Genomic DNA, 23558 nt, shown 5'->3' on the forward strand with positions numbered 1-23558 from the left:
TCCTGTGGGCACTCACTCGGACCCGGCCGCCACGCGGGCCCCGGCCGCCAGTTCGCCGACCGTGCCGATGCCGTCCGGTCGCGTGGCGTGGCGAGTTCAGTGGTTGCGCGGTGACAGGGGTGGGTTGTACGCGCGTTGTCCGCGGGTGTCGGAGGTGTGCGCCGTGTCCGCGTCCGTCGTGGGGGCGTTGGGGTGAGGAGGCGGTGATGCACATGACGGAGCACGGGAGTACGGAGGCGGGGGCCGAGGTGGCGTCCGGGGAGCGTAAAAGTGGTGGCGCGGGGGCGGCCGTGAATCTCGGGGACGGGTGGGACAGCGACGGCGGGGCCGGGCGGCGGCCGGAGGACGAAGCGGGGCGTGGTGTCGTCGTCGCGTTCGGGCAGACGATGAAGACGCTGCGGCTGCGGGAGGGCCTGGAGCGCGAGGAGTTCGGGAGACGGCTCGGGTATTCGGCGTCCACGATCGCGTCGTTCGAGCAGGGGCGGCGCATCCCGCCGCCCAGGGCGATCGAGCGCGCCGATGAGGTGCTGGGAGCGGGCGGGCTGCTGTGCCTGTGGAAGGAGCAGGTGGAACGGGCGCAGTACCCGGTGTTCTTCCAGGGGATGGCCCAACTGGAGAAGGAGGCCGTCGAACTGGTCTCGTACAGCATGCCTGTGCTCAATGGACTGCTTCAGACCGAGGAGTACATGAGGGGGCTGCTTGCCATGAGGCGCCCTCCTCTGGTCGAGGAGGTCATCGAGCAGCGTGTAACGGCACGGTTGATCCGGCAGGACATCTTCGATCGTCAGCCGGCGCCGTTCCTGAGTTTCGTGCTCGACGAGTCGCTCCTACGACGTCCGTACGGCGGTAAGGCAGTGCTGCGCGGACAGTTGGAACACCTGCTGCTGATCGGACAGAAGCGCAACGTCGAGATCCAGGTCATGCCGCTCGACCGTGAGGACAATGCGGGCGTGAACGGGCCGTTCACGGTCGTCACACGCAAGGACGGAAAGAAGTTCGTGTATGCCGAGGCACGGGGAGTCGGCTCTCTGCAGACCGACCCGGAGCAAGGGGTTCTGGCGGCCACCCTCCATGGGATTATCCGATCACAGGCTCTCAGTCCGCGAGAGTCAACGGAGTTCATCGAAAGGTTGCTGGGATCGCTATGAACAACGCTGAGTCCTCGGCCATCGCCTCCGGCCTCGCCTGGCTCAAGAGCAGCTACAGCGGGACCGAGGGCGGCGAGTGCGTAGAGGTGGCGGCCACCACGGCAGTTGTGCACGTCCGGGACTCGAAGGCCGAGGCCGGGCCCATGGTCACGGTCTCGCGTGAAGCGTGGTCGGGATTCATCGGGCTGGCCTCGTCGGAGCCGTTCGTCTGACGCTCCTACGGGCGGGAGCGCCCCGGCCGGATCCCGCTTGGGGCGCCGCTGACGTACCCGGGCTCACGAGGGCCCGGATACGTCAGCGAGCGGCGGCAGGCCGAGGGCCGTGGTTCAACTACCTGGAGGCGGTGTCGTCCCCGTCGGACTGTTCGTCGTAGTCCGCGGTGGAGGGCTTGTGGTCCTGCACGACCTCGACATCCTCGACTCGGAGGGTGGGTTTCGTCATGTCCAGTTCGGCAAGGTGGTTCTTCAGCTTCTTCGCCATGGGGCGGAAGGTCGCGAACGTGAGACCGCCGGAGACGACGGCGCCGACGACAGGGACCGCCTTGGAGACGGCCCTTGCGAAGGTCTGCTTCGTGATCTCCTTACCGAGGTGAGCCGCGATCTTCTTCACGAGGGGGTAGATGAAGCCCTTCGTGAGCGCCTTCTTGGGAAGGCTCTTGGCGACGTGCTTCGACATCTCCTCCGCGACCTTCCCGATCGCGGTGGTCGCCGAATGGGTGCCGAACATCACGCCGACGAAGAGGGTGAGCACTCCCGCGGTCGCGTCGTCGATGTCGTCGCCGTCTCCGGAGAACAGGTCGGGCCAGCTGTAGAGGTAGGCGAGCTTCTGCGCGATGCGCAGCATGTGCCCCATGTACTGCGCCAAGTCGGCGGGGACCGTGGCGGGAAGGAAGAGCAGGCCGGGCAGTCCGGCAGCCGCGGAAGCGGCGCTGACCTTGGCGGTCTCGTACTTGATGGAGTCGTTGGCCGCCTTTTCCAGAATGTCGAGGGAGATGCCCGCCGCTGCCGGGGTCTCTTCGATCGCTTGCTTGATCTGCTCTTCGGAGCAGTGGCGAGACAGCGCCTTCCGGAGGTACGCCTCTCTATGGATGCGCACACCCGGAAGTTTCGCCGCAGCGACCAGCACCGAGGAGAAATACGACCCCGGGTCTTCCATCTCTTTACCCGCCATGAAATAAACCTGACCTTTCGGGAGGAACCACCTCCCTGTATGTCTCCAGAGTTCCGGTGAGCCGGTGAGCAATCCTCGCTCAGGGGCGAGGGATTGTGGGTGGAAGCTCAGTTGCCGGTCTCTCCGTTGATGAAGTGTTCCATCTGGCGGAGGACCAGGTCGATGGCTTCCTTCTGCTGGTCCGGCGGGTAGTTGTTGCGGTCCAAGAGGCACTTGATGGTGCTGCGCAGGCGGGCCCGTACGGACTCGCGGGCGATCCAGCCGAGCTTGAGCTGGAGGCGGGCCTCGGTGACCAGTTCGCGGGCGATGCCTGTCAGGACCTCGTCGCCCATGACAGAGCGAGCGGTGCCGTGGTCAGCGACGGCGTCGTAGAAGGCGAGTTCGCGCCGGTTCAGGGGCGGGTCGGACGTCTCGCCGCGGCGGGCGGCTGTTCAGCGGCCGCGCCGGTGCAGCAGCAGGTCCGTGACCACCGGGCGGTGGTCCGAGGCGTCCGTGGCGACCGTCTCGGCGCCGGTCACGGTGATGTCGGGCGAGACGGTGATCAGGTCGATGCGCTTGACCGGGACGGTCGCCGGGTACGTCCCGCCGCCGTCGGGGGCGGCGTCCCGCAGGTGCCGCCACAGCGGTGCCAGCTCGGGCGCGGTGGGCTCGGCGTTGAAGTCGCCGACGAGGATCTTCGGTCCGCGGTCGGCGGCCAGCACGCCGAGCATGTCCGCCACCTGGGCCGCGCGGATCGACGGGTCGGCCCGGTAGTCGAGGTGGGTGACGTAGACGTGGGCGTGTGCGCCCCGCACGTTGACCGTCACCTCGGCGAAGCCGGGCGCCGGGGCCGGCACCGGGGTGGGGGTCTGGGTGGAGAGGCGGGTGATCTCGTGGTTCTCCGCCGTGATGATCGGATGACGGCTGAGGACGGCGACGCCGTAGCGGCGGCGTTCCGCTCCCTCGGTGGCCGGGTCGAGGTCGTAGATCGGTGCGAAGTACACCCGCATGTCCAGCTTCTCGGCCAGTGCGCGGGCCTCGTCGGTGAAGCCGCTGCGGGCGCCCCAGTGCACGTCGACCTCCTGGAGACCGATCACGTCGGCCCGCAGGGCGCGTACGGCCTCGGCGGTGCGGTCGAGGTCGAAGACCTGGTCGGCGCCGGCCCCGGCGTGGATGTTGTAGGTCGCCACCCGCAGCGGCACCGCCGGGGCCCGCGTCCCGGGGGCGTGCCCGTCCAGGGCCGACGCAGGTGCCGCCACAGCGAGCAGCGCGGCGGCGAGCACGGTCACGAAGGCGCGGCGGGTACGGCGTGTACGGCGGGCGGGACGCCGGGAACGGGGCTGCATGCCATCTCCGATCGGGCGGGGCGCAGGAGCGGGACGGCAACAGTGACACCCATCACCTGACGGCACGTCAAGCACGCGTGTACGGCGTGTGTTCCGGCGGTGTCAGACCGGGGTGACCGGCAGCACGTCCGGGGACAGGGCCGCCGCGTGGGCCGTCGCCGCGGTCATGCGGCGCCGGTGGTGGCGTCGGCACAGGACCTCGTAGCCGATCTCGTCGGAGGACCGGGTGACGTCGCCGATGACGACCTGGGCGCCCTCGACGACCATGACGCCGCCCACGGTGCGGGCGTTGTGCGTGGCGCGGGCGCCGCACCAGCACAGGGCCTCGACCTGGAGCACCTCGACGCGGTCGGCGAGTTCGACCAGCCGCTGGGAACCGGGGAACAGCTTGGAACGGAAGTCGGTGGTGATGCCGAAGGCGTACACGTCGAGTTCGAGGTCGTCCACGACGCGCGCGAGCTGGTCGATCTGCTCGGGGGCGAGGAACTGCGCCTCGTCCGCGATGACGTAGTCGGCGCGGCCGCCCTGGGAGAGGTGGTCGACGACGTGGGCGTACAGGTCGTGGCCGTCCTCGACCTCGACCGCGTCCGTGACCAGACCGAGGCGGGAGGAGAGCTTGCCCTCGCCCGCGCGGTCGTCGCGGGTGAAGATGATGCCCGCCAGGCCCCGCGCGGAGCGGTTGTGCTCGATCTGGAGAGCCAGGGTCGACTTCCCGCAGTCCATCGTTCCGGAGAAGAAGACCAGCTCGGGCATGAGGGGTTGAGCACCTTTCGGCGAGTGGACGGGATGGGGGGAGGGCGGGGTCAGGAACGTACTTCGAGCAGGGGGACGAGCTGCTCGGCGGGGGTCATCGAGCCGTGGTTGCCGACCATCGACGACTCCTTCGGCTCCCGTTCGGAGGCGATGAGCAGGACGTCGTCGCGGGCGGCGGCGACCACGTCGCCGATGCGGCCGTACACCCGGTCGTCGATGTGCGGGCCGAACCAGCCGGCCTCGATCGCCTCGTCGCGCGAGGCCACCCAGAACTGCTCGCCGAGCACCTCGCGCCAGCAGGTCAGCACGTCGTTCGCGGCGCCGGGGACGGCGTAGACGTGCCGGGCGCGGCCCTCGCCGCCGAGGAGGGCGACGCCCGCCCTCAGCTCCCAGTCCTCGTCGAAGTCGATGCGGTGGTCCTCGTCGAAGGGCACGTCGATCATGCCGTGGTCGGCGGTGACGTAGAGGGCGCTGCGCGGCGGGAGCTGCTCGGCCAGGCGCTGCACCAGGCGGTCGACGTGCATGAGCTGGCCGCGCCAGGTGTCGGAGTCGATGCCGTACCGGTGGCCTGCGCCGTCGACCTCGGCGTAGTACGTGTAGACGAGGGCTCGGTCGGCGGCGGCCAGCTGCTCGGCCGCGAGGTCCATGCGGTCCTCGCCGGTCAGCCGGCCGTGGAAGGTGCCGCCGCTGAGGGCGACCTTGGTCAGCGGGGTGTCGGCGAAGGTCGGGGAGGAGACCTGCGCGGCGTGCACACCGGCCTGGTGGGCGAGGTGGAAGACGGTGGGGTACGGCTGCCAGGCGCCGGGCGCCGTCCATGGCTGCCAGCGCAGCTGGTTCATCAGCGCGCCGGTGTCCGGGTCGCGCACGGTGTAGCCGGGCAGGCCGTGGGCGCCGGGGGGCAGGCCGGTGCCGACGGAGGCGAGGGAGGTGGCGGTGGTCGCCGGGTAGCCGGCGGTGAGGGGACGTCCGGTGCCGCCGCGTGAGCTGCCGAGCAGCGCGCTCATGAAGGGGGCTTCCTCGGGGTGGGCCCGCAGCTGCTCCCAGCCGAGGCCGTCGATGAGGAAGACGCAGTTGCGGTCGGCGGGCGTCAGCTCCGTGATGGCCGCGGTCATGCCGGGGACGCCGAGGCCGGCGGCCAGTGTGGGCAGCAGGTCGGCGAGCGAGCCGGACCCGTACTCGGGCACGGGGGCGGAGTCGACGGGGAGGGGTTCCGGGTGGGTGTCCCACAGGGCGGTGCGGTCCATCAGCGGGCGGAGTCCGCGGTCGCCTCGGAGAGGGCCTGGGCGAAGGCGAGCGCCTGGCGCACCGTCTCCGGGCCGTCGCCGGCCTCGCTGACGCGCAGGCTCAGGTCGTCGGCGGTCGAGCTGCCGGTGTAGCCGTGGTCGGCCTCGCAGTTCGGGTCGCCGCAGGCGGCCGGCTCCAGATCGAGGCGGGAGACGGCGCCCCAGCCGATGGTGAGCACGATCTCACGGGGCAGGGTGCCCGGCTTGTACTGCTCCGGGTTGGCGACGACGCGGCTGACGACGATGGACGAGATCCGGCCGAGCTTGACGGACTCCGTGGACGTCGTGGCGTAGGGCGTCGGGGAGGTGTCGTCGGCGGCCTGCTCGTCGGTGTGGCTGACGATGAAGCGGTTGCCGGTGAGCACCAGCACGGTGACGTGCCGGCGCACTTCGTTCTGGTCGAACGTGGTCTCCTGGTGGACCAGGTACGACCGGACGGGCTCGCCGCCCACGGCGGCCTCCACCGCCTCGGCCACGAGGGCCGGGTAGTAGCCGCTGCGCTCGATCGCCGCTCGCAGCCCCTGGGTCGTCGTACTGGTCTTGGCCATGCGGTCCATCCTACGGGGACCCACTGACTGCGCGGGACGCCCTTGCGGCGCCCGGCCGGTCCCCGCCGGGTCTCGTCGCGAGTACCGGCGGAGCCCGTGCGGTCGTGTCCGGTGCGGCCGTGCGCGGTCAGTACGCCGGCAGGGTGCGCGGGCCGAGGTCGTCGCGGGCCGGCGGGGGCGCGAGGCGGACGGAGGCGTCGAGGACGCTCAGTCCGCGCGGGGCGACGACGACCGGTTCCAGGGTGACGGCGACGACCTCCGGGTGGTCGTCGACCAGCCGGGACACGCGCAGCAGCAGCTCCTGGAGGGCGGCGGTGTCGACCGGGGCCGAACCGCGCCAGCCGAAGAGGAGGGGCGCGGTGCGGATCGAGCGGATCAGGGAGCCGGCCTCCCGGTCGGTGACCGGGATCAGCCGGTGCGCCGTGTCGCCGAGGAGCTGGGTGGCGGCGCCGGCGAGACCGAAGGAGAGCACCGCGCCGGCCGCCGGGTCGATGACCGCCCGTACGACGGTGTCGACGCCGCGCGGTGCCATGCCCTGCACCACCGGCCGCAGTTCCTCCGGCTTCCCGAAGAGGTCGGTCAGCTCGGCGTAGGCGCGGCGCAGCTGGTCCTCGTCCGCCACGTCCAGGCGGACGCCGCCCAGGTCGGCGCGGTGGCGCAGGTGGGGGGCGGTGGCCTTGAGGGCGACGGGGTAGCCGAGGGTGCGTGCGGCGGCGACGGCGTCGTCGGGGGTGGGGGCGGGCAGGGCGCGGTGGACGTGGACGCCGTACCTGCCGAGCAGCTCGCAGGTGTCGTGGGCGGCGAGGGTGAGGCCCTGTCCGCGCGCGAGATGGCCGCGGATCAGCTCGGCGGCGCCCTTCTCGTCGATGTCGTCGTACTCCGGGACCCTGCCGGGGTCGGCGGCGTCGCGTCGCCACTGTCCGTAGGCGACGGCGTGGGCGAGGGCCCGGACGGCGCGCTCGGCGGCGGGGTAGGCGGGGATGAGGCGGGCGCCCTCGGGGGCCTGGACCTTCCCGGCCGGCGTTCCCGCGTCGGGGGCGCTCCCCTCATCGGGAGCGGAGCCCGTGGCGGGGGCGGAGCCCGTGGCGGGCGGCGGCTCCGGGGACGGGGTGCTCGCCGCGGTCCGGGGCGCGGTGCCCGCCGCGGACTGCGGTGCCGTGCTCGCCGCGGCGGACAGGGCCTGGGCGAGGCCGCCCAGCTCCACATGGACGACGAGGACGGGCTTGTCGGGCGCCGTGGCCGCCGCCGAGCGCAACGCCTCGGCCAGTGCCGCGTCGCCCGCCGACCCCTCCCCCACGGCCGGGATGGCGGTCACCACGACCGCGTCGCAGGTGTCGTCGGCCAGGGCCCGGGACAGGGCGGTGTGGAAGTCGGACGCGGAGGCCGCCGTCGTCAGGTCCAGCGGCGGGTGCGGACGCAGGCCCTCCGACAGACACGCGTCGTAGGTGAGCAGACCGAGCGACTCGGAGTTCCCGAGGATCGCCACCCTCGGTCCGGCGGGCAGCGGCTGGCGGGCGAGCAGCAGGCCCGCGTCGACCAGGTCGGTGATCGTGTCGACCCGGGTCACCCCGGCCTGCCGCAGCAGCGCGGAGACCGTCGCGTGCGGCAGCCGCGTCGCCCGTACGGCGTGACCCTGCGGCGCGACGCCGCCGTGCCGGGCGCCCTGCACCACGACCAGCGGCTTGACCGCGGCCGTGCGCCGGGCGAGGCGGGTGAACTTGCGGGGGTTGCCGATGGACTCCAGGTACATCAGCGCGACGTCGGTCTCCGGGTCGTCGTACCAGTACTGCAGGACGTCGTTGCCGGAGACGTCGGCCCGGTTGCCGGAGGAGACGAAGGTGGACACGCCGGTCACGCCGGTGACGCCGCCGCCGCGCCGGTGCAGCCGGGAGAGCAGGGCGATGCCGATGGCGCCGGACTGGGCGAACAGGCCGATCCGGCCGGGGCGGGGCATCTCGGGGGCGAGGGAGGCGTTGAGCCGCACCGCGGGCGAGGTGTTGATGACGCCGAAGGCGTTGGGGCCGATGATCCGCATGCCGTACGTGCGTGCCTGGCGCACGAGCGCGCGCTGGCGTTCGCGCCCCTCGGGGCCGCTGTCGGCGTACCCGGCGGAGATCACGACGAGGCCCTGGACGCCGTGTTCGCCGCACTCGGTGACGACCTCGGGGACGTGCTCGGCGGGCACGGTGACGACGGCGAGGTCGACGGGCCCGTCGATGTCGCGCACGCGGCGGCGGGCGGGCACACCGTCGAGTTCCGTCACCTCCTCGGCGAGGGCCCTGTTCACGGCGTACAGCCGGCCGGTGTAGCCCGCGTCGCGGATGTTGCCGAGGATGCTGCGGCCGACGCCGCCGGGGGCGCGGCCGGCGCCGACGACGGCGACGGAGCCGGGCTGGAGCAGGCGCTGCACGGAACGGGCCTCCGCGCGCTGTTCGCGCGCGTACTGCACGGCGAGCGAGCGGTCGGTCGGCTCCAGGCCGAACTCCAGGCGGACCACGCCGTCCTCGAAGCTCCGCTTCTGCGTGTATCCGGCGTCCGTGAACACCTTGATCATCTTGGTGTTGGCGGGCAGCACCTCGGCGGCGAAGCGGCGGATGCCGCGCTCCCGGGCGACGGCGGCGATGTGCTCCAGGAGCGCGGAGGCGACGCCGCGGCCCTGGTGGGCGTCCTGGACGAGGAAGGCGACCTCGGCCTCGTCCGCCGGCGCCGAGGCGGGCGTCCCCCCGGCGCCGATCCGGTCGTAGCGTACGGTGGCGATGAACTCGCCGCCGATGGTGGCCGCGAGTCCCACCCGGTCCACGAAGTCGTGGTGCGTGAAGCGGTGGACGTCCTTGGCGGACAGGCGAGGGTACGGCGCGAAGAAGCGGTAGTACTTCGACTCGTCGGAGACCTGCTCGTAGAAGCTGACCAGGCGCTCGGCGTCATCGGCGGTGATGGGGCGGACGCGCGCGGTGCCGCCGTCGCGCAGCACCACGTCGGCCTCCCAGTGAGCGGGGTACTCGTGCCGGTCCGACGAGGTCTGCATGGGCCCCAGAGTACGGCTCGCGTACGACAATGGCGCGAGGCAGTCTGTGGGGTACGGACGCCGGGCCGAGGCCGCGGTCCGGCGGTCCTCCGGGGCGGCGCACGGTGGCGTTCCGGCACGCTTCACGATATGGGAAACTGGTCTAGACAAGACTGGTCTAGACAACTTGACCTCGAACACCTGAAGGGCAGCATCACATGGCTGAGCGCCGCGTCAACGTCGGCTGGGCCGAGGGCCTCCACGCCCGCCCCGCCTCCCTCTTCGTCCGGGCCGCCACGGCCACAGGCGTCCCGGTGACGATCGCCAAGGCCGACGGCAAGCCCGTCAACGCGGCCTCCATGCTGGCCGTTCTGGGCCTGGGCGCCCAGGGTGGCGAGGAGGTCGTCCTCGCCTCCGACGCCGAGGGCGCGGACGCCGCTCTGGACCGGCTGGCGAAGCTGGTCGCCGAGGGGCTCGAGGAGCTTCCCGAGACCGTCTGAGGTGACGGCACACCCGATGTGACGGCACACCGACGAAGGCCCGCCCGGACCACCGGGCGGGCCTTCGTCCGCTCCGCGGCTCCCCGGGAGGCCATCGGGTTTCCGGGGCCCCGGCTCCCGGAACACGGACAGGCCCCGGCGCGCGAGCCGGGGCCTGTCGGGGTTCTGCCGTCGGATGTTCCGCCGTCGGTCGTCAGATGTCCACGCCGTGGGAGCGGAGGTAGGCGACGGGGTCCATGTCCGAGCCGTACTCGGGGCCCGTGCGGGCCTCGAAGTGCAGGTGGGCACCGGTGACGTTGCCGGTGGCACCCGAGAGGCCGATCTGCTGGCCGGCCTCGACCGGCTGCCCCACCGAGACGTCGACGGACAGCAGGTGGCCGTACTGGGTGTAGGTGCCGTCGTGCATCCTGATCACGACCTGGTTGCCGTACGCGCCGCCCCAGCCGGCCTCGACGACGGTGCCGACGCCGACCGCGTGCACCGGGGTGCCGGTGGAGGCGTGGAAGTCGATGCCGGTGTGGCTGCCGGAGGACCACAGGGAGCTGCCGGCCTGGTAGGCCGTGGAGACGTAGGAGGCGGTGATCGGCGAGACGAAGGTGTTGAGCCGCTCGCGCTCCGCCTCACGGGCGGCCCGCTCCTTGGCCTCACGGGCGTCCTTCGCGGCCTCGGCGGCCCGCTCGCGCGCCGCCTCCATCGCCGCCTCGCGGGCGGCGGCGTGCTGGGCGGCCTGCTTCTGCGCGGTGGCCTGCGCGTCGATCTCGTCGGCCACGGTGTCGCCGATGGAGACGACGGGGGTGAGACCGGTCTGCTCGGGATCGGGCTCGGCGGCGAGAGCCGGGGCCGCGAGGGTGCCGACGACGCCGGTGGTGGCGAGGGCCGCGACGCCCGCCGCGCGGGCGGTGGTGCGGTGCATGCGGCTGGGACGGCGGTGCTTCCCTGAGGCGCGCGTGAACGCCATGTGGCGGCTGATCCTTTCCTTCCCTCTCGCCTACCGGGTTAGCTGACGGGTTCGGAGCAGGAAGGTCTCCTACGGACCCCCTCGCCGAAGCGCGGGCGTCCGATTCACCCCAGGGACTGCGTTGGGTCCCCGGCTCCCCTGGCTCGCGCCGTACGGGGACTCGGCGATGACTGTCCGGTGCCGCGGGTGCGGCGCACTGCCTGACGGACAGCCGGGACGACGCTAGACGCGAGTGTGTTCAATCCTCAAACGCAACAGGGTTTTTGTAGCGCACGCCACAGCGCAGACGGGCAACCTCTCCCCCAATTCGGACATGTGACGGCCCGGTGACGCGAGCGTCACCGGGCCGTCACCCGCGCGTGCCGCTACTCGGCGGCCACGACGGTGACTTCACCGATGCCGAGGGCCTCCACGGGCTCCTTGATCTGCGCCGCGTCACCGACCAGGACCGTCACCAGACGGTCCACCGGGAAGGCGCTCACGACCGCCGCCGTGGCCTCCACCGTGCCGGTGGCGGCGAGCCGACGGTACAGCGTGGCCTGGTAGTCGTCGGGCAGATGCTGCTCGACCTGGTCGGCCAGCGTGTCCGCGACGGCCGCCGCCGTCTCGTACTTCAGCGGCGCCACGCCCACCAGGTTCTGCACGGCGACGTCGCGTTCGGCGTCGGTGAGGCCGCCCTCGGCGAGCGTGCGCAGCACTGTCCACAGGTCCTGCAGCGCCGGACCGGTGTTGGGCGTGTCCACGGAGCCGCTGATGGCGAGCATCGCGGCGCCCGTGCCGTCGGGCGCGGACCGCAGGACCTGCCCGAACGCCCGTACGCCGTAGGTGTAGCCCTTCTCCTCGCGCAGGACGCGGTCCAGGCGCGAGGTGAGGGTGCCGCCGAGGCAGTACGTGCCGAGCACCTGCGCGGGCCACACCCTGTCGTGCCGGTCGGGCCCGGTGCGGCCGATCAGCAGCTGCGTCTGGACGGCACCGGGCCGGTCCACGATGACGACCCGTCCGGTGTCGTCGGCGGCCACCGGCGGCACGGGGAGCGGCTCGGCGGCGGAGCCGGTCCACGCGCCGAGGGTCTCGCCGAGCAGCGCGTCGAGGTCGACGCCGGTGAGGTCGCCGACGACCACGGCGGTGGCCGTGGCGGGGCGGACGTGCTTCTCGTAGAAGGCGCGGACGGCGGACGCGTCGATGTTCGCGACCGTCTCCTCGGTGCCCTGGCGCGGGCGCGACATGCGCGAGCCGGCCGGGAACAGCTCCTTGTAGAGCTCCTTGGCGGCGCGCCGGGAGGGGTTGGCCAGCTCGTGCGGGATCTCGTCGAGCCGGTTGCGCACCAGCCGTTCGACCTCGCTGTCCGCGAACGCGGGTGCCCTGAGGGCGTCGGCGACCAGGCCGAGGGCCTTGGCGAGGCGGGAGACCGGCACCTCCAGGCTCAGCCGGACGCCGGGGTGGTCGGCGTGCGCGTCGAGGGTGGCGCCGCAGCGCTCCAGTTCGGCGGCGAACTCCTCGGCGGAGTGCTTGTCGGTGCCCTCGGAGAAGGCGCGCGCCATGATCGTGGCGACGCCGTCGAGACCGGCCGGCTCGGCGTCCAGGGGCGCGTTCAGCGACACCTCGACGGCGACGACCTGCTGGCCGGGGCGGTGGCAGCGCAGCACGGTGAGGCCGTTGCCGAGGCTGCCGCGCTCGGGGGCGGGGAAGGCCCACGGCTTGGGCTCGCCGGCCTGCGGACGGGGGTGGAATTCCATGGTGGCGAGCTCGGTCACTTGGCCGCCTCCTCGTTCTCGTCGGCGTCGTCGGCGGCGTTCTCGTCGGCGGGGGCGGTGGGCTCGTAGACGAGCACCGCGCGGTTGTCGGGGCGCAGGCGGGCCTTGGCCACCTCCCGGACCTCCTCGGCCGTCACCTCGAGCACCCGCTGCACGGCGGTGAGGGCGAGCTGCGGGTCGCCGAACAGGACGGCGTACCGGCACAGTTCGTCGGCGCGGCCGGCGACCGTGCCGAGCCGGTCCAGCCACTCGCGCTCCAGCTGGGCCTGGGCGCGCTCCATCTCCTCGGCCGTGGGGCCCTCCTCGGCGAACCGGGCGAGCTCCTCGTCGATGGCGGTCTCGATGACCGGCACCTCCACGTCTCCGGACGTCTTCACGTCCAGCCAGCCCAGGGAGGGCGCCCCCGCCAGCCGCAGCAGGCCGAAGCCGGCGGCCACGGCGGTGCGGTCGCGGCGCACCAGCCGGTTGTAGAGGCGGGAGGACTCGCCGCCGCCGAGGACGGTGAGGGCCAGGTCGGCGGCGTCGCACGCGCGCGTGCCGTCCTCCGGCAGGCGGTAGGCCGCCATCAGGGCGCGGGCCGGGACCTCCTCCTCGACGACCTCGCGCAGCTGCTCGCCCATGATGTCGGGCAGCGAACCGTCCCGGGGCGGCTGCTTGCCGTCGTGCGAGGGGATGGAGCCGAAGTACTTCTCGATCCAGGCGAGCGTCTGCTCGGGGTCGATGTCGCCGACGACCGACAGCACCGCGTTGTTCGGCGCGTAGTAGGTGCGGAAGAACTGGCGGGCGTCCTCCAGGGTCGCCGCGTCCAGGTCGGCCATCGAGCCGATCGGGGTGTGGTGGTAGGGGTGGCCCTCCGGGTAGGCGAGGGCGGTCAGCTTCTCGAAGGCGGTGCCGTAGGGGACGTTGTCGTAGCGCTGGCGGCGCTCGTTCTTGACGACGTCCCGCTGGTTCTCCATGGACTCCTCGTCCAGGGCGGCGAGCAGGGAGCCCATGCGGTCGGCCTCCAGCCAGAGGGCGAGCTCCAGCTGGTGGGCGGGCATGGTCTCGAAGTAGTTGGTGCGCTCGAAGCTGGTGGTGCCGTTGAGCGAGCCGCCGGCGCCCTGCACCAGTTCGAAGTGGCCGTTGCCCTTGACCTGGGCGGAGCCCTGGAACATCAGGTGCTCGAAAAGGTGAGCCAGACCGGTGCGTCCCTCGACCTCGTGGCGCGAGCCGACGTCGTACCAGAGGCACACCGCCGCGACCGGGGTCAGGTGGTCCTCGGAGAGCACCACGCGCAGGCCGTTGGCCAGGCGGTGCTCGGTCGCTGTCAGGCCGCCGGAGCCTGCCCGGGTGGTGGCCGTGTGACCCATGGGCATGTACGTCCCTTCGATCGCCGAAATCTCGGTGGAATCATCGGGCGGAACTGCGGAATTCCGCCGGTCCTGCCACTGTATGCAAGCGTGCGGGCGACCGGTGGAGTTCCCGGACCTCGTACGCCGAGAGCGAGAACGCGGCGGGCGTGGCGCCGGACCGCCCGGGGCGGGGGCGTACCCTGCGGGCAGCGCCGGGGCCGGGCGGCCCGTGACGGGTCCCGGTCGGTCGCTGTCAGTGCCGCGGTCCACAATGGACCGCGTCAGATCACCGTCACGCTTCAGCAAGGAGCCGGCAGCGATGGCCCGCCGTAGTACGAAGACCCCGCCGCCCGACGACTCGTACGAGGAGAAGATCCTCGACATCGACGTCGTCGACGAGATGCAGGGCTCCTTCCTCGAGTACGCGTACTCGGTCATCTACTCCCGTGCGCTCCCGGACGCCCGCGACGGCCTCAAGCCGGTGCACCGCCGCATCGTGTACCAGATGAACGAGATGGGCCTGCGTCCCGACCGCGGCTACGTCAAGTGCGCCCGCGTCGTCGGCGAGGTGATGGGCAAGCTGCACCCGCACGGCGACACGTCCATCTACGACGCCCTGGTCCGGATGGCGCAGCCGTTCTCGATGCGCGTGCCCCTGGTCGACGGCCACGGCAACTTCGGTTCCCTGGGCAACGACGACCCGCCGGCCGCCATGCGGTACACCGAGTGCCGGATGACCGAGGCGACGAGCCTGATGACGGAGTCCATCGACGAGGACACCGTCGACTTCGGCCCCAACTACGACGGCCAGGAGCGGGAGCCGGTGGCCCTGCCCGCCGCCTTCCCGAACCTGCTGGTCAACGGCGCCTCCGGCATCGCCGTCGGCATGGCCACGAACATGCCGCCGCACAATCTGCGCGAGGTGATCGCGGCCGCCCGGCACCTGATCCGGTACCCGAACGCCGACCTCGACGCGCTGATGAAGCACGTGCCGGGTCCCGACCTGCCCACCGGCGGCCGGATCGTCGGCCTGCCGGGCATCAGGGACGCCTACGAGAAGGGCCGCGGCACCTTCAAGATCCGGGCGACGGTCAGCGTGGAGACGGTCACGGCCCGCCGCAAGGGCCTGGTCGTCACCGAGCTGCCCTTCGCGGTCGGCCCCGAGAAGGTCATCGCGAAGATCAAGGACCTGGTCGGGGCGAAGAAGCTCCAGGGCATCGCCGACGTCAAGGACCTCACCGACCGCGAGCACGGCCTGCGCCTGGTCATCGAGATCAAGAACGGCTTCGTGCCGGAGGCGGTCCTGGAGCAGCTGTACAAGCTGACGCCGATGGAGGAGTCCTTCGGCATCAACAACGTCGCCCTGGTCGACGGCCAGCCCCTCACGCTCGGCCTCAAGGAGCTGCTGGAGGTCTACCTCGACCACCGTTTCGACGTCGTCAGACGCCGCAGCGAGTTCCGGCGCACCAAGCGCCGCGACCGTCTCCACCTGGTCGAGGGCCTGCTCACCGCGCTGATCGACATCGACGAGGTCATCCGCCTCATCCGTTCCAGCGAGAACTCGGCGCAGGCCAAGCAGCGTCTGATGGACCGCTTCTCGCTGAGCGAGGTGCAGACCCAGTACATCCTGGACACGCCGCTGCGCCGGCTGACCAAGTACGACCGCGTCGAGCTGGAGGCGGAGAAGGACCGGCTCAACACGGAGATCGAGGAGCTGACGCGGATCCTGGAGTCGGACTCGGAGCTGCGCAAGCTGGTCTCGGCCGAACTGGCGGCGGTGGCCAAGAAGTTCGGCACCGACCGGCGTACGGTGCTGATCGAGTCGCCGAGCGCGCCGGTGGCCGCCGTGCCGCTCCAGGTGGCGGACGACCCGTGCCGGGTGCTGCTGTCCTCGACGGGACTGCTGGCCCGTACCGCGAACGACGCGCCCCTGGTCACCGAGGCCGGGGCCAAGCGCGTCAAGCACGACCTGATCGTCTCGGCGGTGCCGGCCACGGCGCGCGGCGAGGTGGGCGTGGTGACGTCCGGCGGCCGGCTGCTGCGGGTGAACGTCGTGGACCTGCCCCAGCTCCCCGAGCCGATGCCGGTGCCGAATCTGTCGGGCGGCGCGCCGCTGGCGGAGTTCGTGTCCCTGGAGGACGACGAGACGGTCGTCTGCCTGACCACGCTGGACGAGTCCTCGCCGGGGCTGGCGCTCGGCACCGAGCAGGGCGTCGTCAAGCGGGTGGTGCCCGACTATCCGTCCAACAAGGACGAGCTGGAGGTCATCACGCTCAAGGAGGGTGACCGGATCGTCGGCGCGGCCGAGCTGCGCACCGGCGAGGAGGACCTGGTCTTCATCACGGACGACGCGCAGCTGCTGCGCTACCAGGCCTCCCAGGTGCGTCCCCAGGGCCGGCCCGCGGGCGGCGTGGCGGGCATCAAGCTGTCCGAGGGCGCGAAGGTCATCTCCTTCACGGCGGTGGACCCGGCGGCGGACGCGGTCGTGTTCACGGTCGCGGGGTCGCGCGGCACGCTGGACGACTCCGTCCAGACCACGGCCAAGCTGACCCCGTTCGACCAGTACCCGCGCAAGGGCCGCGCCACGGGCGGCGTGCGCTGCCAGCGGTTCCTGAAGGGCGAGGACTGCCTGGCGCTGGCCTGGGCGGGTCCTCTCCCGGCACGGGCCTCGCAGAAGAACGGCACGCCGGCCCCGCTCCCGGACATCGACCCGCGCCGCGACGGCTCGGGTGTGTCGCTGCCGAAGACGGTGGCGGTGGTGGCGGGCCCGGCCTAGAAACCGCTCAGGCGGTGGGCGGCGGCCCCTCGTCGCCGCCCACCGCCTCCCCCGGATCGCCGTCCTCGGGGTCCGGTACGTAGCGCAGGACCCCCCACATGCCGTGTTCGTCGGCCTGAGCGTCGTCGCTGCGGCACGCGTCGAGCTCCCTGGCGAGCGCGGACGCGTCGATGCCGGCACCGATCAGGACGAGCTGCGTGAGGCGGGTGTCGGCGGGCACCCAGGGCTCCGGACGGAAACGCAGGAAGCGGCCGACGGCGTGGACGCCGTACCGGTTGCGCGGGTCGTGCGGGCCGAAGTCGACGTACCCCTTGATCCGATAGAGGCCCTCGGGCCTGCTGTCCAGGAACCGCATCAGCCGGCGCGGGTCCAGCGGCACGTCGGAGACGAAGGACACGCTGTCGTAGGCGGCGTGCAGATGGCCGGAGTGCGCGTCGTCCGGCGTGTGGTCGTGCAGGTCGTCGAAGGACAGCTGCCCGACACGCTCCTCGCTGGGCCGGCAGTCGAAGAGGAACTCCGGGTCGATACGGCCCCAGGCCGCGGGGACGACGGCCGCGCCGTCGGTCAGGGACCGGACCAGGGCGAGGACGCGCTCGGCGTCCGGGGCACGGTCGGTCTTGTTGACCACGACGAGGTCGGCCAGCGCCAGATGCCGGTCGATCTCGGGGTGCTTCGCACGCGTGGCGTCGAACTCGGCGGCGTCGACGACCTCGACGAGACCGCCGTACACGATCTCCCGCTGTCCGCTGGCGAGCAGCATGCGCACGAGCTCCTGCGGCTCGGCGAGACCGCTGGCCTCGATGACGATGACGTCGATGCCGGCCTCGGGCCGGGCCAGCTTCTCCAGGTACACGTCGAGTTCGCCGGCGTCGACGGCACAGCACAGGCACCCGTTGCCGAGCGAGACGGTGGAGTCGCCGAGCGCGCCGGCGACGGCCATCGCGTCGATCTCGATGGCACCGAAGTCGTTGACGATGGCACCGATCCGGCTGCCCCCGCTGCGGTGCAGGAGGTGGTTGAGCAGGGTGGTCTTCCCCGAGCCGAGGAATCCGGCGAGTACGACGACCGGGATCTGCTGCGACATCGGGCGCTGCCCCACCGTGCGACCTCTCTCTCACCTACGCGTACACCGCCCCGCGGCGGAGCGCGCCCGCGGGAACGGAACTGCCCGCTCAGGATACGAGCACGGGGAACGGGCCCTGAGCGGACGATCGCCGGCAGCACGTGCCCGGACCTCCGCGCTCACCGTCCGGAGCAGCCGCTGGCGCGGCTGGAAGTCACCGCGGCGCAAGTCAGGTTAGGCTCACCTCTGTGAGTACGTGCTCAACCGTCTCCCGGGACCTCGCCGAGCCCGTCGCGGGTACGGCCCCCGTCGCGAGGACCTGGCTGCTGCTCGAGCAGCCGGGGCCGTGGGGTGCCAAGGCGCTCACCTCGAGCCACCTGGATCCCGCACTGGGCCGCGCCCTCGAGGCGGCCGCGAAGGGGACGGGCGTGCGCATCGCGCTCATCCGCCGCCCCGGACGGCACGCCGACGGCGGCGGCGCCCCGGCCGAGCGCCGGGTGTACGCGGCCCACACCACGCCCGGGAACGTCTGGCTGCACGGTGCCACGATCACGGACCCCGGCCGGCTCCTCGACCTCGACTTCGCCGCACTCGGCAGGGGCGAGAGCGGCTCCTTCGACGCGGCGCTCCCCGGCGGGCCCCACACCGGCGATCCGCTCGTCCTCGTCTGCACCAACGGCAAACGTGACCGGTGCTGCGCGCTCCTCGGCCGTCCCCTGGCCGCCGAGCTCGCCGCCTCGGGCGTCGAGGGCATCTGGGAGGTCACCCATCTCGGCGGGCACCGTTTCTCCCCCACGATGCTCGTCCTGCCGTACGGGTACGCGTACGGCAGAGTCCGGGCCCACACCGTCGAGGACATCCTGGAGGGCGTGCGGGACGGCCGGATCGTCGTGGACGACTGCCGCGGGAACTCCGCATGGGACCGTCCCGGCCAGGCCGCCGAGCTCGCCGTGCGCTCGGCGCTGGGCGAGGACGCCGCGCAGGTGCTGAGCGTCGTCCGCACCGACGGCCGCGCACCGCACTGGGAGGTGACCGTGTCCCACGCCGACGGGCGGCACTGGCGGGTCACCGTCGTCCAGGGCGCCTCGCTGCCGGCCCGTCCGGAGAGCTGTGCGGCGTCGGTGCTCGGCTCACCGGCCCGGATGGAGGTCACGGCGGTGCGGGAACTGACGGTGGCGGCGGCACTGGCGAGCTGAGCCCGGTGCCGCGGCACCGCCGCCGACCGGCCGTACACCCCGCCTCCGCGGCGACGCGAGCGCGGGAGGCACACCGCGCGAGATCCGCGCCACACCCCTCTGCGGCCCGCCGCGCCTCCCACGTACCGTCATGGGTATGAGCTCCACTTCCCCCGTGCGCCGCAGGCGTCTCGGACTGCCGCGACGGGTGTTCTCGCAGGTGCTGCTGATGCAGCTGGCGATCGCCGCGGGAGTCGCGGTGCTCGCGACCGGGCTGTTCCTGGCGCCGCTGGGCGACCAGCTGGACGACCAGGCGATGCGCCGGGCCCTCGCGATCGCGCAGACCACCGCGCAGCAGCCGCAGCTCGTCCGCGACCTGCGCGCCGCCCCGCCTGCACCGGACAACCCCGTGCAACGGGAGACGGAACGGATCCGGCAGGCGACCGGGGCGGAGTACGTCGTCGTGATGGACCGGCAGGGCGTGCGGTGGTCGCACACCGATCCGGAGCGGATCGGCGAGGTCGTCTCGACCGACCCCGGGCAGGCGCTGGCCGGCCGTGAGGTCATGGAGATCGACGACGGCACCCTGGGCCGTTCCGCGCGCGGCAAGGTCCCGCTGCGTGACGCCGACGGCCGCGTCGTCGGGGCCGTCTCGGTCGGCATCGCGTACGACAGCGTCCGGGCGCGGCTGATCCACGCCATCCCCGGGCTGTTCGCGTACGCCGGCGGCGCGCTGGCCGTCGGTGCCCTGGCCGCCTGGCTGATCTCGCGCCGGGTGCAGCGGCAGACGCGGGACCTGGCCTTCTCGGACATCGCCGGGCTGCTCGCCGAACGCGAGGCCATGCTGCACGGCATCCGCGAGGGCGTCGTCGCCCTGGACCGCGGGGGCAGGATCCGGCTGCTCAACGACGAGGCGCAGCGCCTGCTGGGCCTCGGTCCGCAGGACGTCGGCCGTTCCCCCGACGAGGCGCTCGGCGCGGGCCGCACCGCCGACGTCCTGGCCGGCCGGGTGACCGGCACCGATCTGCTGACCGTGCGCGGCCAGCGGGTCCTGGTCGCCAACCGGATGCCCACCGACGACGGCGGCGCCGTCGCCACCCTGCGCGACCGCACCGAGCTGGAGCAGCTCGGCCGAGAACTGGACTCGACCCGCGGGCTCATCGACGCCCTGCGCGCACAGGACCACGAGCACGCCAACCGCATGCACACGCTGCTGGGCCTGCTCGAGCTGGAGATGTACGACGACGCCGTGGACTTCATCGGGGAGGTGGTCGGCGACCACCGGGCCACCGCGGAGCAGATCACCGAGCGCGTCGAGGACCCTCTGCTGGCCGCCCTGCTGGTCGGCAAGGCGACGGTCGCGGCCGAACGCCAGGTCGCCCTGTGGGTGTCGGACCGGACGCGGCTGCCGGACCGTCTCGTCGATCCCGGTGGCCTCGTCACGATCGTCGGCAACCTGGTCGACAACGCGCTGGACGCCGTCGCGGGCACGCTCCACGCGCGCGTGGAGGTCGAGCTGCGCGCGCAGGGGCGTGCGGTGACGCTCACGGTGCGTGACACGGGGCCCGGAGTCCCGGTGGAACACCGTGAGCTGGTGTTCACGGAAGGGTGGTCCACCAAGGAGCCGCCCGCGCACCGGCAGCGCGGCATCGGGCTGCCCCTGGTGCGCAGGCTGGCGGAACGGCAGGGCGGCAGCGCCACCGTCGACGCGGCGTACGGCGGAGGTGCGGAGTTCGTCGTGGTCCTGCCCGAGGCGCTGGCCGAGACCGCCCCCGCCCTCGCCTCCTCCGCTCCCGTCGACGCCGCTCCCGTCGACGGTGCCGTCCCGTCCGCGCGCACCGCTGCCGCGCACGCCTCTGCCGAGGAGGAGTCCCGATGATCGAGGTCCTGGTAGTGGACGACGACACGCGGGTCGCGCGGGTCAACGCCGCCTACGTCGAGAAGGTGCCGGGCTTCCACGTGGCCGGTGAGGCGCACAGCGCGGCGGAGGCACTGCGCGGCATCGAGAGCCTGCCTCGTCTGGACCTGATCCTCCTGGACCACTACCTGCCCGACCGGACCGGTCTGGAGGTCGTCCGGGAGATGCGGCGTCGCGGCCACCAGACCGACGTGATCATGGTGACCGCGGCGCGGGACGTGGCCACCGTGCAGGCCGCGATGCGGCACGGGGCGCTGCAGTACCTGGTCAAACCGTTCGCCTTCGCCGGGCTGCGCGCCAAGCTGGAGGCCTACGCGGAGCTGCGCCGCACCCTCGACGGCGGGGGCGAGGCGGAGCAGGCGGAGGTGGACCGCATCTTCGGCGCCCTGTCGGCGCCGTCGGAGCCGGAGCTGCCCAAGGGGCACTCCCCGACCACCGCCGAGCTGGTGCGCCAGTGCCTGATGAAGGCCGACGGGCCGCTGTCCGCGCAGGAGATCGCCGAGCGGACCGGGGTGAGCCGCCAGACCGCCCAGCGCTATCTGAAGCTCCTGGAGCGCACGGGGCGAGCCAGGCTGACCCTCAAGTACGGCGACGCGGGCCGTCCGGAACACCGTTACCAGTGGGCCACCCGCTCCTGAGGAGGATCAGGGCGGTCAGGCCGCCGCTTCCTACACGGCTCCCGCCCCCGTCAGCGACCGCACCTCCGTCTCGGCGTGCCTCGCCTCGTCCGGGACCTCCGCCGAGGTGACCGTGCCGAGCCAGCCCGCGGCGAAGCCCAGCGGGATCGAGACCAGGCCGGGATTCTGCAGTGGGAAGCACTGGAGGTCGATGCCCGGGAACAGCGACTGCGGGCTGCCCGACACCACCGGTGACAGCAGCACGAGCACCACGGCCGGGACCAGACCGCCGTAGACGGCCCACACGGCACCGCGTGTGGTGAAGCGCCGCCAGAACAACGAGTAGAGCAGCACTGGCAGGTTGGCGGAGGCCGCGACGGCGAAGGCCAGGCCGACGAGGAAGGCCACGTTGAGGTCGCGTGCGAGCAGACCGAGGGCGATCGCCACGACGCCGATGCCCACGGCGGCGGCGCGCGCCACCGCGACCTCGCCGCGCGCCTCGGAGCGGCGCCGCCGCAAGGAGGCGTACAGGTCGTGGGCCACGGACGCAGAGGAGGCCAGGGTGACGCCGGCGACCACCGCGAGGATGGTGGCGAAGGCGACGGCGGCGACGACCGCGAACAGCACCGTCCCCCCGGTGGAGTCCGCGCCGCCGCCGAGGTCGAGCGCCAGCAGCGGCACCGCGGTGTTCCCGGCCGCGTTCGACGCGCGTACGGCGTCCGTGCCGACGACCGCGGCGGCGCCGAGGCCGAGCACGATCGTCATCAGGTAGAAGCCACCGATGAGACCGATCGCCCACACCACCGACCGCCGGGCGGCGCGGGCGGTGGGCACGGTGTAGAAGCGCGACAGGATGTGCGGCAGGCCGGCCGTACCCAGCACCAGGGCGAGTCCGAGGCTGATGAAGTCGAGGCGGGAGGTCCAGTCCCCGCCGTAGGCCAGTCCGGGTGCCAGGAAGGCGTCGCCGTGGCCGCTGCGCCCGGCGGCGGTGCGCAGCAGCTGGTCGACGTCGCCGTGGAAGCGCACCAGGACCAGCGTGGTCAGCGCCACGGTGCCGCCGAGCAGCAGCACGGCCTTCACGATCTGGATCCAGGTGGTGGCCCGCATCCCGCCCAACGACACGTAGATCACCATCAGTGCGCCGACCCCGATGACGGTCCAGGTCCGCGCGGCCTCGCCCGTGCCTCCGAGCAGGAGGGCGACCAGGCTGCCCGCGCCCACCATCTGCGCGACCAGGTACAGCACGGACACGGTGACCGACGAGGTGCCCGCCGCGATCCGCACCGGTCTCTCCCGCATGCGCGCGGCCATGACGTCCGCGAGGGTGAACCGGCCGCAGTTGCGGACGAGTTCGGCGACGAGGAACAGCACGACGAGCCAGGCGACCAGGAAGCCCACCGAGTACAGCATGCCGTCGTAGCCGTAGAGCGCGATGAGACCGGAGATGCCCAGGAAGGAGGCGGCGGACATGTAGTCGCCCGCGATGGCGAAACCATTCTCCATCGGGGAGAAGAGGCGGCCGCCTGCGTAGAACTCCTCCGCCGATCCCTGCCTGCGCCGGCTCACCCAGGTCGTGATCCCCAGGGTGACGGCGACGAACGAGCTGAACAGCAGCAGTGCCAGTGACTGGTGGTCTCCCGTCATGACGTGCCACCCCGGACGCCGCGGGTCAGTTCCTGGGTGTCCCAGCGCAGTTCGAGAGCGGCGCGGTCCCGGCGCAGCCGGGCGTGCCGGGCGTAGGCCCAGGTGAGCAGGAACGTGGTGAGGAACTGGCCGAGTCCCGCGAGCATCGCCACGTTCACGGCCCCGGCCACCGGGCGGGCCATCAGCTCCGGGGCGGCCGTGGCGGCCACCACGTAGGCGAGGTACCAGACGAGGAAGGCGACGGTCGCCGGTACCACGAACCTCCGGTACCGGCCGCGGACCTCCTGGAAGGCCGCGCTGCGCTGCACCTCGAGATACACGTCGCCCGTGCCCCGGGGAACGTGCTCCGTCGCCTCCCGGCGCATCGACGGCACCGCCGCCCCGGTCCCCTCCGCCCCCGCCGGCTCGCCCCAGCCGGAGGCGAGAGCGTCGTACCAGGGGTCGTCGTGCCCGGGGGCCGCGGGCGCCTCGGCGCCGGTGCGTCCCCGGGCTGTACCGGCGTCGGGGCCGTCCCCGGCACGGCGGAGGCGATCATCACTTGACTGCATGCCCAAGGATGGACAGAACGGGAAGATCCCCGACTCTTCTTCT

At 72.5% G+C, this 23558-nt stretch carries 19 protein-coding genes, 1 pseudogene and 1 riboswitch; of the genes and pseudogenes, 7 read left to right on the forward strand and 13 right to left on the reverse strand.

All coding sequences use genetic code 11. The features are described from left to right. Nucleotides 1-212 precede the first annotated feature (212 nt). Complete coding sequence (locus ACFYOJ_RS22245; protein WP_388597637.1) at nt 213-1148, forward strand: helix-turn-helix domain-containing protein; 936 nt, start codon at nt 213-215, stop codon at nt 1146-1148. Then, complete coding sequence (locus ACFYOJ_RS22250; protein WP_356558026.1) at nt 1145-1360, forward strand: DUF397 domain-containing protein; 216 nt, start codon at nt 1145-1147, stop codon at nt 1358-1360. The genes ACFYOJ_RS22245 and ACFYOJ_RS22250 overlap by 4 nt, the downstream gene beginning before the upstream one ends. 118 nt (nt 1361-1478) lie before the next feature. Here ACFYOJ_RS22250 and ACFYOJ_RS22255 read toward each other — a convergent pair whose 3' ends face one another. The 7 genes and pseudogenes from ACFYOJ_RS22255 to ACFYOJ_RS22285 form a co-directional block, all read right to left on the reverse strand. Beyond that, the gene (locus ACFYOJ_RS22255; RefSeq protein ID WP_356558051.1) at nt 1479-2303 is read right to left on the reverse strand and encodes a hypothetical protein; all 825 of its coding nucleotides are present in this window, start codon (nt 2301-2303) and stop codon (nt 1479-1481) included. Between the two features lie 122 nt (nt 2304-2425). Next, nucleotides 2426-2731: pseudogene (locus tag ACFYOJ_RS22260) on the reverse strand (type I restriction enzyme endonuclease domain-containing protein); the annotation flags it as partial. 18 nt (nt 2732-2749) lie between these two features. Further along, entirely contained in the window at nt 2750-3643 is an 894-nt protein-coding gene (locus ACFYOJ_RS22265; RefSeq protein WP_356558025.1) for an endonuclease/exonuclease/phosphatase family protein, read from the reverse strand. A 102-nt stretch (nt 3644-3745) separates the two neighbouring features. After that, on the reverse strand, nt 3746-4396 hold the full coding sequence (locus ACFYOJ_RS22270) for a thymidine kinase (RefSeq protein ID WP_356558024.1): 651 nt from the start codon (nt 4394-4396) through the stop codon (nt 3746-3748). Nucleotides 4397-4446: 50 nt separating this feature from the next. Then, complete coding sequence (locus tag ACFYOJ_RS22275; RefSeq protein ID WP_356558023.1) at nt 4447-5640, reverse strand: nucleotide pyrophosphatase/phosphodiesterase family protein; 1194 nt, start codon at nt 5638-5640, stop codon at nt 4447-4449. Then, nucleotides 5640-6236 carry a DUF5998 family protein gene (locus tag ACFYOJ_RS22280; RefSeq protein WP_030402578.1) on the reverse strand — a complete coding sequence of 199 codons (597 nt, stop codon included), beginning with the start codon at nt 6234-6236 and terminating at the stop codon, nt 5640-5642. Before ACFYOJ_RS22280 ends, ACFYOJ_RS22275 begins: the two co-directional genes overlap by 1 nt. 118 nt (nt 6237-6354) lie before the next feature. Beyond that, nucleotides 6355-9252, reverse strand: a complete 2898-nt coding sequence (locus ACFYOJ_RS22285) for a GNAT family N-acetyltransferase (protein ID WP_356558022.1) — start codon at nt 9250-9252, stop codon at nt 6355-6357. A 197-nt stretch (nt 9253-9449) separates the two neighbouring features. Between ACFYOJ_RS22285 and ACFYOJ_RS22290 the strand changes: the two genes are divergently transcribed. Further along, on the forward strand, nt 9450-9731 hold the full coding sequence (locus ACFYOJ_RS22290; RefSeq protein ID WP_356558021.1) for an HPr family phosphocarrier protein: 282 nt from the start codon (nt 9450-9452) through the stop codon (nt 9729-9731). A gap of 193 nt (nt 9732-9924) precedes the next feature. Here ACFYOJ_RS22290 and ACFYOJ_RS22295 read toward each other — a convergent pair whose 3' ends face one another. The 3 genes from ACFYOJ_RS22295 to ACFYOJ_RS22305 form a co-directional block, all read right to left on the reverse strand. Next, on the reverse strand, nt 9925-10689 hold the full coding sequence (locus ACFYOJ_RS22295; protein WP_356558020.1) for a M23 family metallopeptidase: 765 nt from the start codon (nt 10687-10689) through the stop codon (nt 9925-9927). A 12-nt stretch (nt 10690-10701) separates the two neighbouring features. Then, nucleotides 10702-10865: riboswitch (cyclic di-AMP (ydaO/yuaA leader) on the reverse strand. Between the two features lie 189 nt (nt 10866-11054). Next, nucleotides 11055-12443, reverse strand: a complete 1389-nt coding sequence (locus ACFYOJ_RS22300) for a pitrilysin family protein (protein WP_356558019.1) — start codon at nt 12441-12443, stop codon at nt 11055-11057. Then, nucleotides 12440-13798, reverse strand: coding sequence for a pitrilysin family protein (locus ACFYOJ_RS22305; RefSeq protein ID WP_356558018.1), 1359 nt, complete (start codon nt 13796-13798; stop codon nt 12440-12442). Before ACFYOJ_RS22305 ends, ACFYOJ_RS22300 begins: the two co-directional genes overlap by 4 nt. 295 nt (nt 13799-14093) lie before the next feature. On the opposite strand from ACFYOJ_RS22305, the gene ACFYOJ_RS22310 reads away from it, so the two are divergent. Continuing rightward, nucleotides 14094-16550 (forward strand): DNA topoisomerase IV subunit A, encoded by a 2457-nt coding sequence (locus ACFYOJ_RS22310; RefSeq protein ID WP_356558017.1) that lies wholly within the window; start codon nt 14094-14096, stop codon nt 16548-16550. 7 nt (nt 16551-16557) lie between these two features. Here the strand turns inward: ACFYOJ_RS22310 and ACFYOJ_RS22315 are convergent, their stop codons facing one another. Then, complete coding sequence (locus ACFYOJ_RS22315) at nt 16558-17634, reverse strand: GTP-binding protein (RefSeq protein WP_356558016.1); 1077 nt, start codon at nt 17632-17634, stop codon at nt 16558-16560. Between the two features lie 227 nt (nt 17635-17861). On the opposite strand from ACFYOJ_RS22315, the gene ACFYOJ_RS22320 reads away from it, so the two are divergent. The 3 genes from ACFYOJ_RS22320 to ACFYOJ_RS22330 all read left to right on the forward strand — a co-directional run bounded on the left by ACFYOJ_RS22320 (nt 17862) and on the right by ACFYOJ_RS22330 (nt 21344). Then, nucleotides 17862-18809 (forward strand): sucrase ferredoxin, encoded by a 948-nt coding sequence (locus ACFYOJ_RS22320; RefSeq protein ID WP_356558015.1) that lies wholly within the window; start codon nt 17862-17864, stop codon nt 18807-18809. Between the two features lie 136 nt (nt 18810-18945). Continuing rightward, nucleotides 18946-20667, forward strand: a complete 1722-nt coding sequence (locus tag ACFYOJ_RS22325; protein ID WP_356558014.1) for a sensor histidine kinase — start codon at nt 18946-18948, stop codon at nt 20665-20667. Next, nucleotides 20664-21344 carry a response regulator gene (locus tag ACFYOJ_RS22330; protein ID WP_356558013.1) on the forward strand — a complete coding sequence of 227 codons (681 nt, stop codon included), beginning with the start codon at nt 20664-20666 and terminating at the stop codon, nt 21342-21344. Before ACFYOJ_RS22325 ends, ACFYOJ_RS22330 begins: the two co-directional genes overlap by 4 nt. Nucleotides 21345-21374: 30 nt before the next feature. Here ACFYOJ_RS22330 and ACFYOJ_RS22335 read toward each other — a convergent pair whose 3' ends face one another. Both ACFYOJ_RS22335 and ACFYOJ_RS22340 read right to left on the reverse strand, forming a co-directional pair. Beyond that, complete coding sequence (locus tag ACFYOJ_RS22335) at nt 21375-22967, reverse strand: cation acetate symporter (RefSeq protein WP_356558012.1); 1593 nt, start codon at nt 22965-22967, stop codon at nt 21375-21377. Continuing rightward, a complete protein-coding gene (locus ACFYOJ_RS22340; RefSeq protein WP_356558011.1) occupies nt 22964-23515 on the reverse strand; it encodes a DUF485 domain-containing protein in 552 nt (183 codons plus the stop codon). The genes ACFYOJ_RS22335 and ACFYOJ_RS22340 overlap by 4 nt, the downstream gene beginning before the upstream one ends. Nucleotides 23516-23558 lie beyond the last annotated feature (43 nt).

It is taken from the genome of Streptomyces sp. NPDC006384 (assembly GCF_042870695.1).
Taxonomy (GTDB): Bacteria; Actinomycetota; Actinomycetes; order Streptomycetales; family Streptomycetaceae; genus Streptomyces.

Coding starts and splice junctions, on each gene's coding strand:
- ACFYOJ_RS22245 (WP_388597637.1), top strand. CDS start 213: ATGACGGAGCACGGGAGTACGGAGGCGGGGGCCGAGGTGGCGTCCGGG.
- ACFYOJ_RS22250 (WP_356558026.1), top strand. CDS start 1,145: ATGAACAACGCTGAGTCCTCGGCCATCGCCTCCGGCCTCGCCTGGCTC.
- ACFYOJ_RS22255 (WP_356558051.1), bottom strand. CDS start 2,303: ATGGAAGACCCGGGGTCGTATTTCTCCTCGGTGCTGGTCGCTGCGGCG.
- ACFYOJ_RS22265 (WP_356558025.1), bottom strand. CDS start 3,643: ATGCAGCCCCGTTCCCGGCGTCCCGCCCGCCGTACACGCCGTACCCGC.
- ACFYOJ_RS22270 (WP_356558024.1), bottom strand. CDS start 4,396: ATGCCCGAGCTGGTCTTCTTCTCCGGAACGATGGACTGCGGGAAGTCG.
- ACFYOJ_RS22275 (WP_356558023.1), bottom strand. CDS start 5,640: ATGGACCGCACCGCCCTGTGGGACACCCACCCGGAACCCCTCCCCGTC.
- ACFYOJ_RS22280 (WP_030402578.1), bottom strand. CDS start 6,236: ATGGACCGCATGGCCAAGACCAGTACGACGACCCAGGGGCTGCGAGCG.
- ACFYOJ_RS22285 (WP_356558022.1), bottom strand. CDS start 9,252: ATGCAGACCTCGTCGGACCGGCACGAGTACCCCGCTCACTGGGAGGCC.
- ACFYOJ_RS22290 (WP_356558021.1), top strand. CDS start 9,450: ATGGCTGAGCGCCGCGTCAACGTCGGCTGGGCCGAGGGCCTCCACGCC.
- ACFYOJ_RS22295 (WP_356558020.1), bottom strand. CDS start 10,689: ATGGCGTTCACGCGCGCCTCAGGGAAGCACCGCCGTCCCAGCCGCATG.
- ACFYOJ_RS22305 (WP_356558018.1), bottom strand. CDS start 13,798: ATGCCCATGGGTCACACGGCCACCACCCGGGCAGGCTCCGGCGGCCTG.
- ACFYOJ_RS22310 (WP_356558017.1), top strand. CDS start 14,094: ATGGCCCGCCGTAGTACGAAGACCCCGCCGCCCGACGACTCGTACGAG.
- ACFYOJ_RS22315 (WP_356558016.1), bottom strand. CDS start 17,634: ATGTCGCAGCAGATCCCGGTCGTCGTACTCGCCGGATTCCTCGGCTCG.
- ACFYOJ_RS22325 (WP_356558014.1), top strand. CDS start 18,946: ATGAGCTCCACTTCCCCCGTGCGCCGCAGGCGTCTCGGACTGCCGCGA.
- ACFYOJ_RS22330 (WP_356558013.1), top strand. CDS start 20,664: ATGATCGAGGTCCTGGTAGTGGACGACGACACGCGGGTCGCGCGGGTC.
- ACFYOJ_RS22335 (WP_356558012.1), bottom strand. CDS start 22,967: ATGACGGGAGACCACCAGTCACTGGCACTGCTGCTGTTCAGCTCGTTC.
- ACFYOJ_RS22340 (WP_356558011.1), bottom strand. CDS start 23,515: ATGCAGTCAAGTGATGATCGCCTCCGCCGTGCCGGGGACGGCCCCGAC.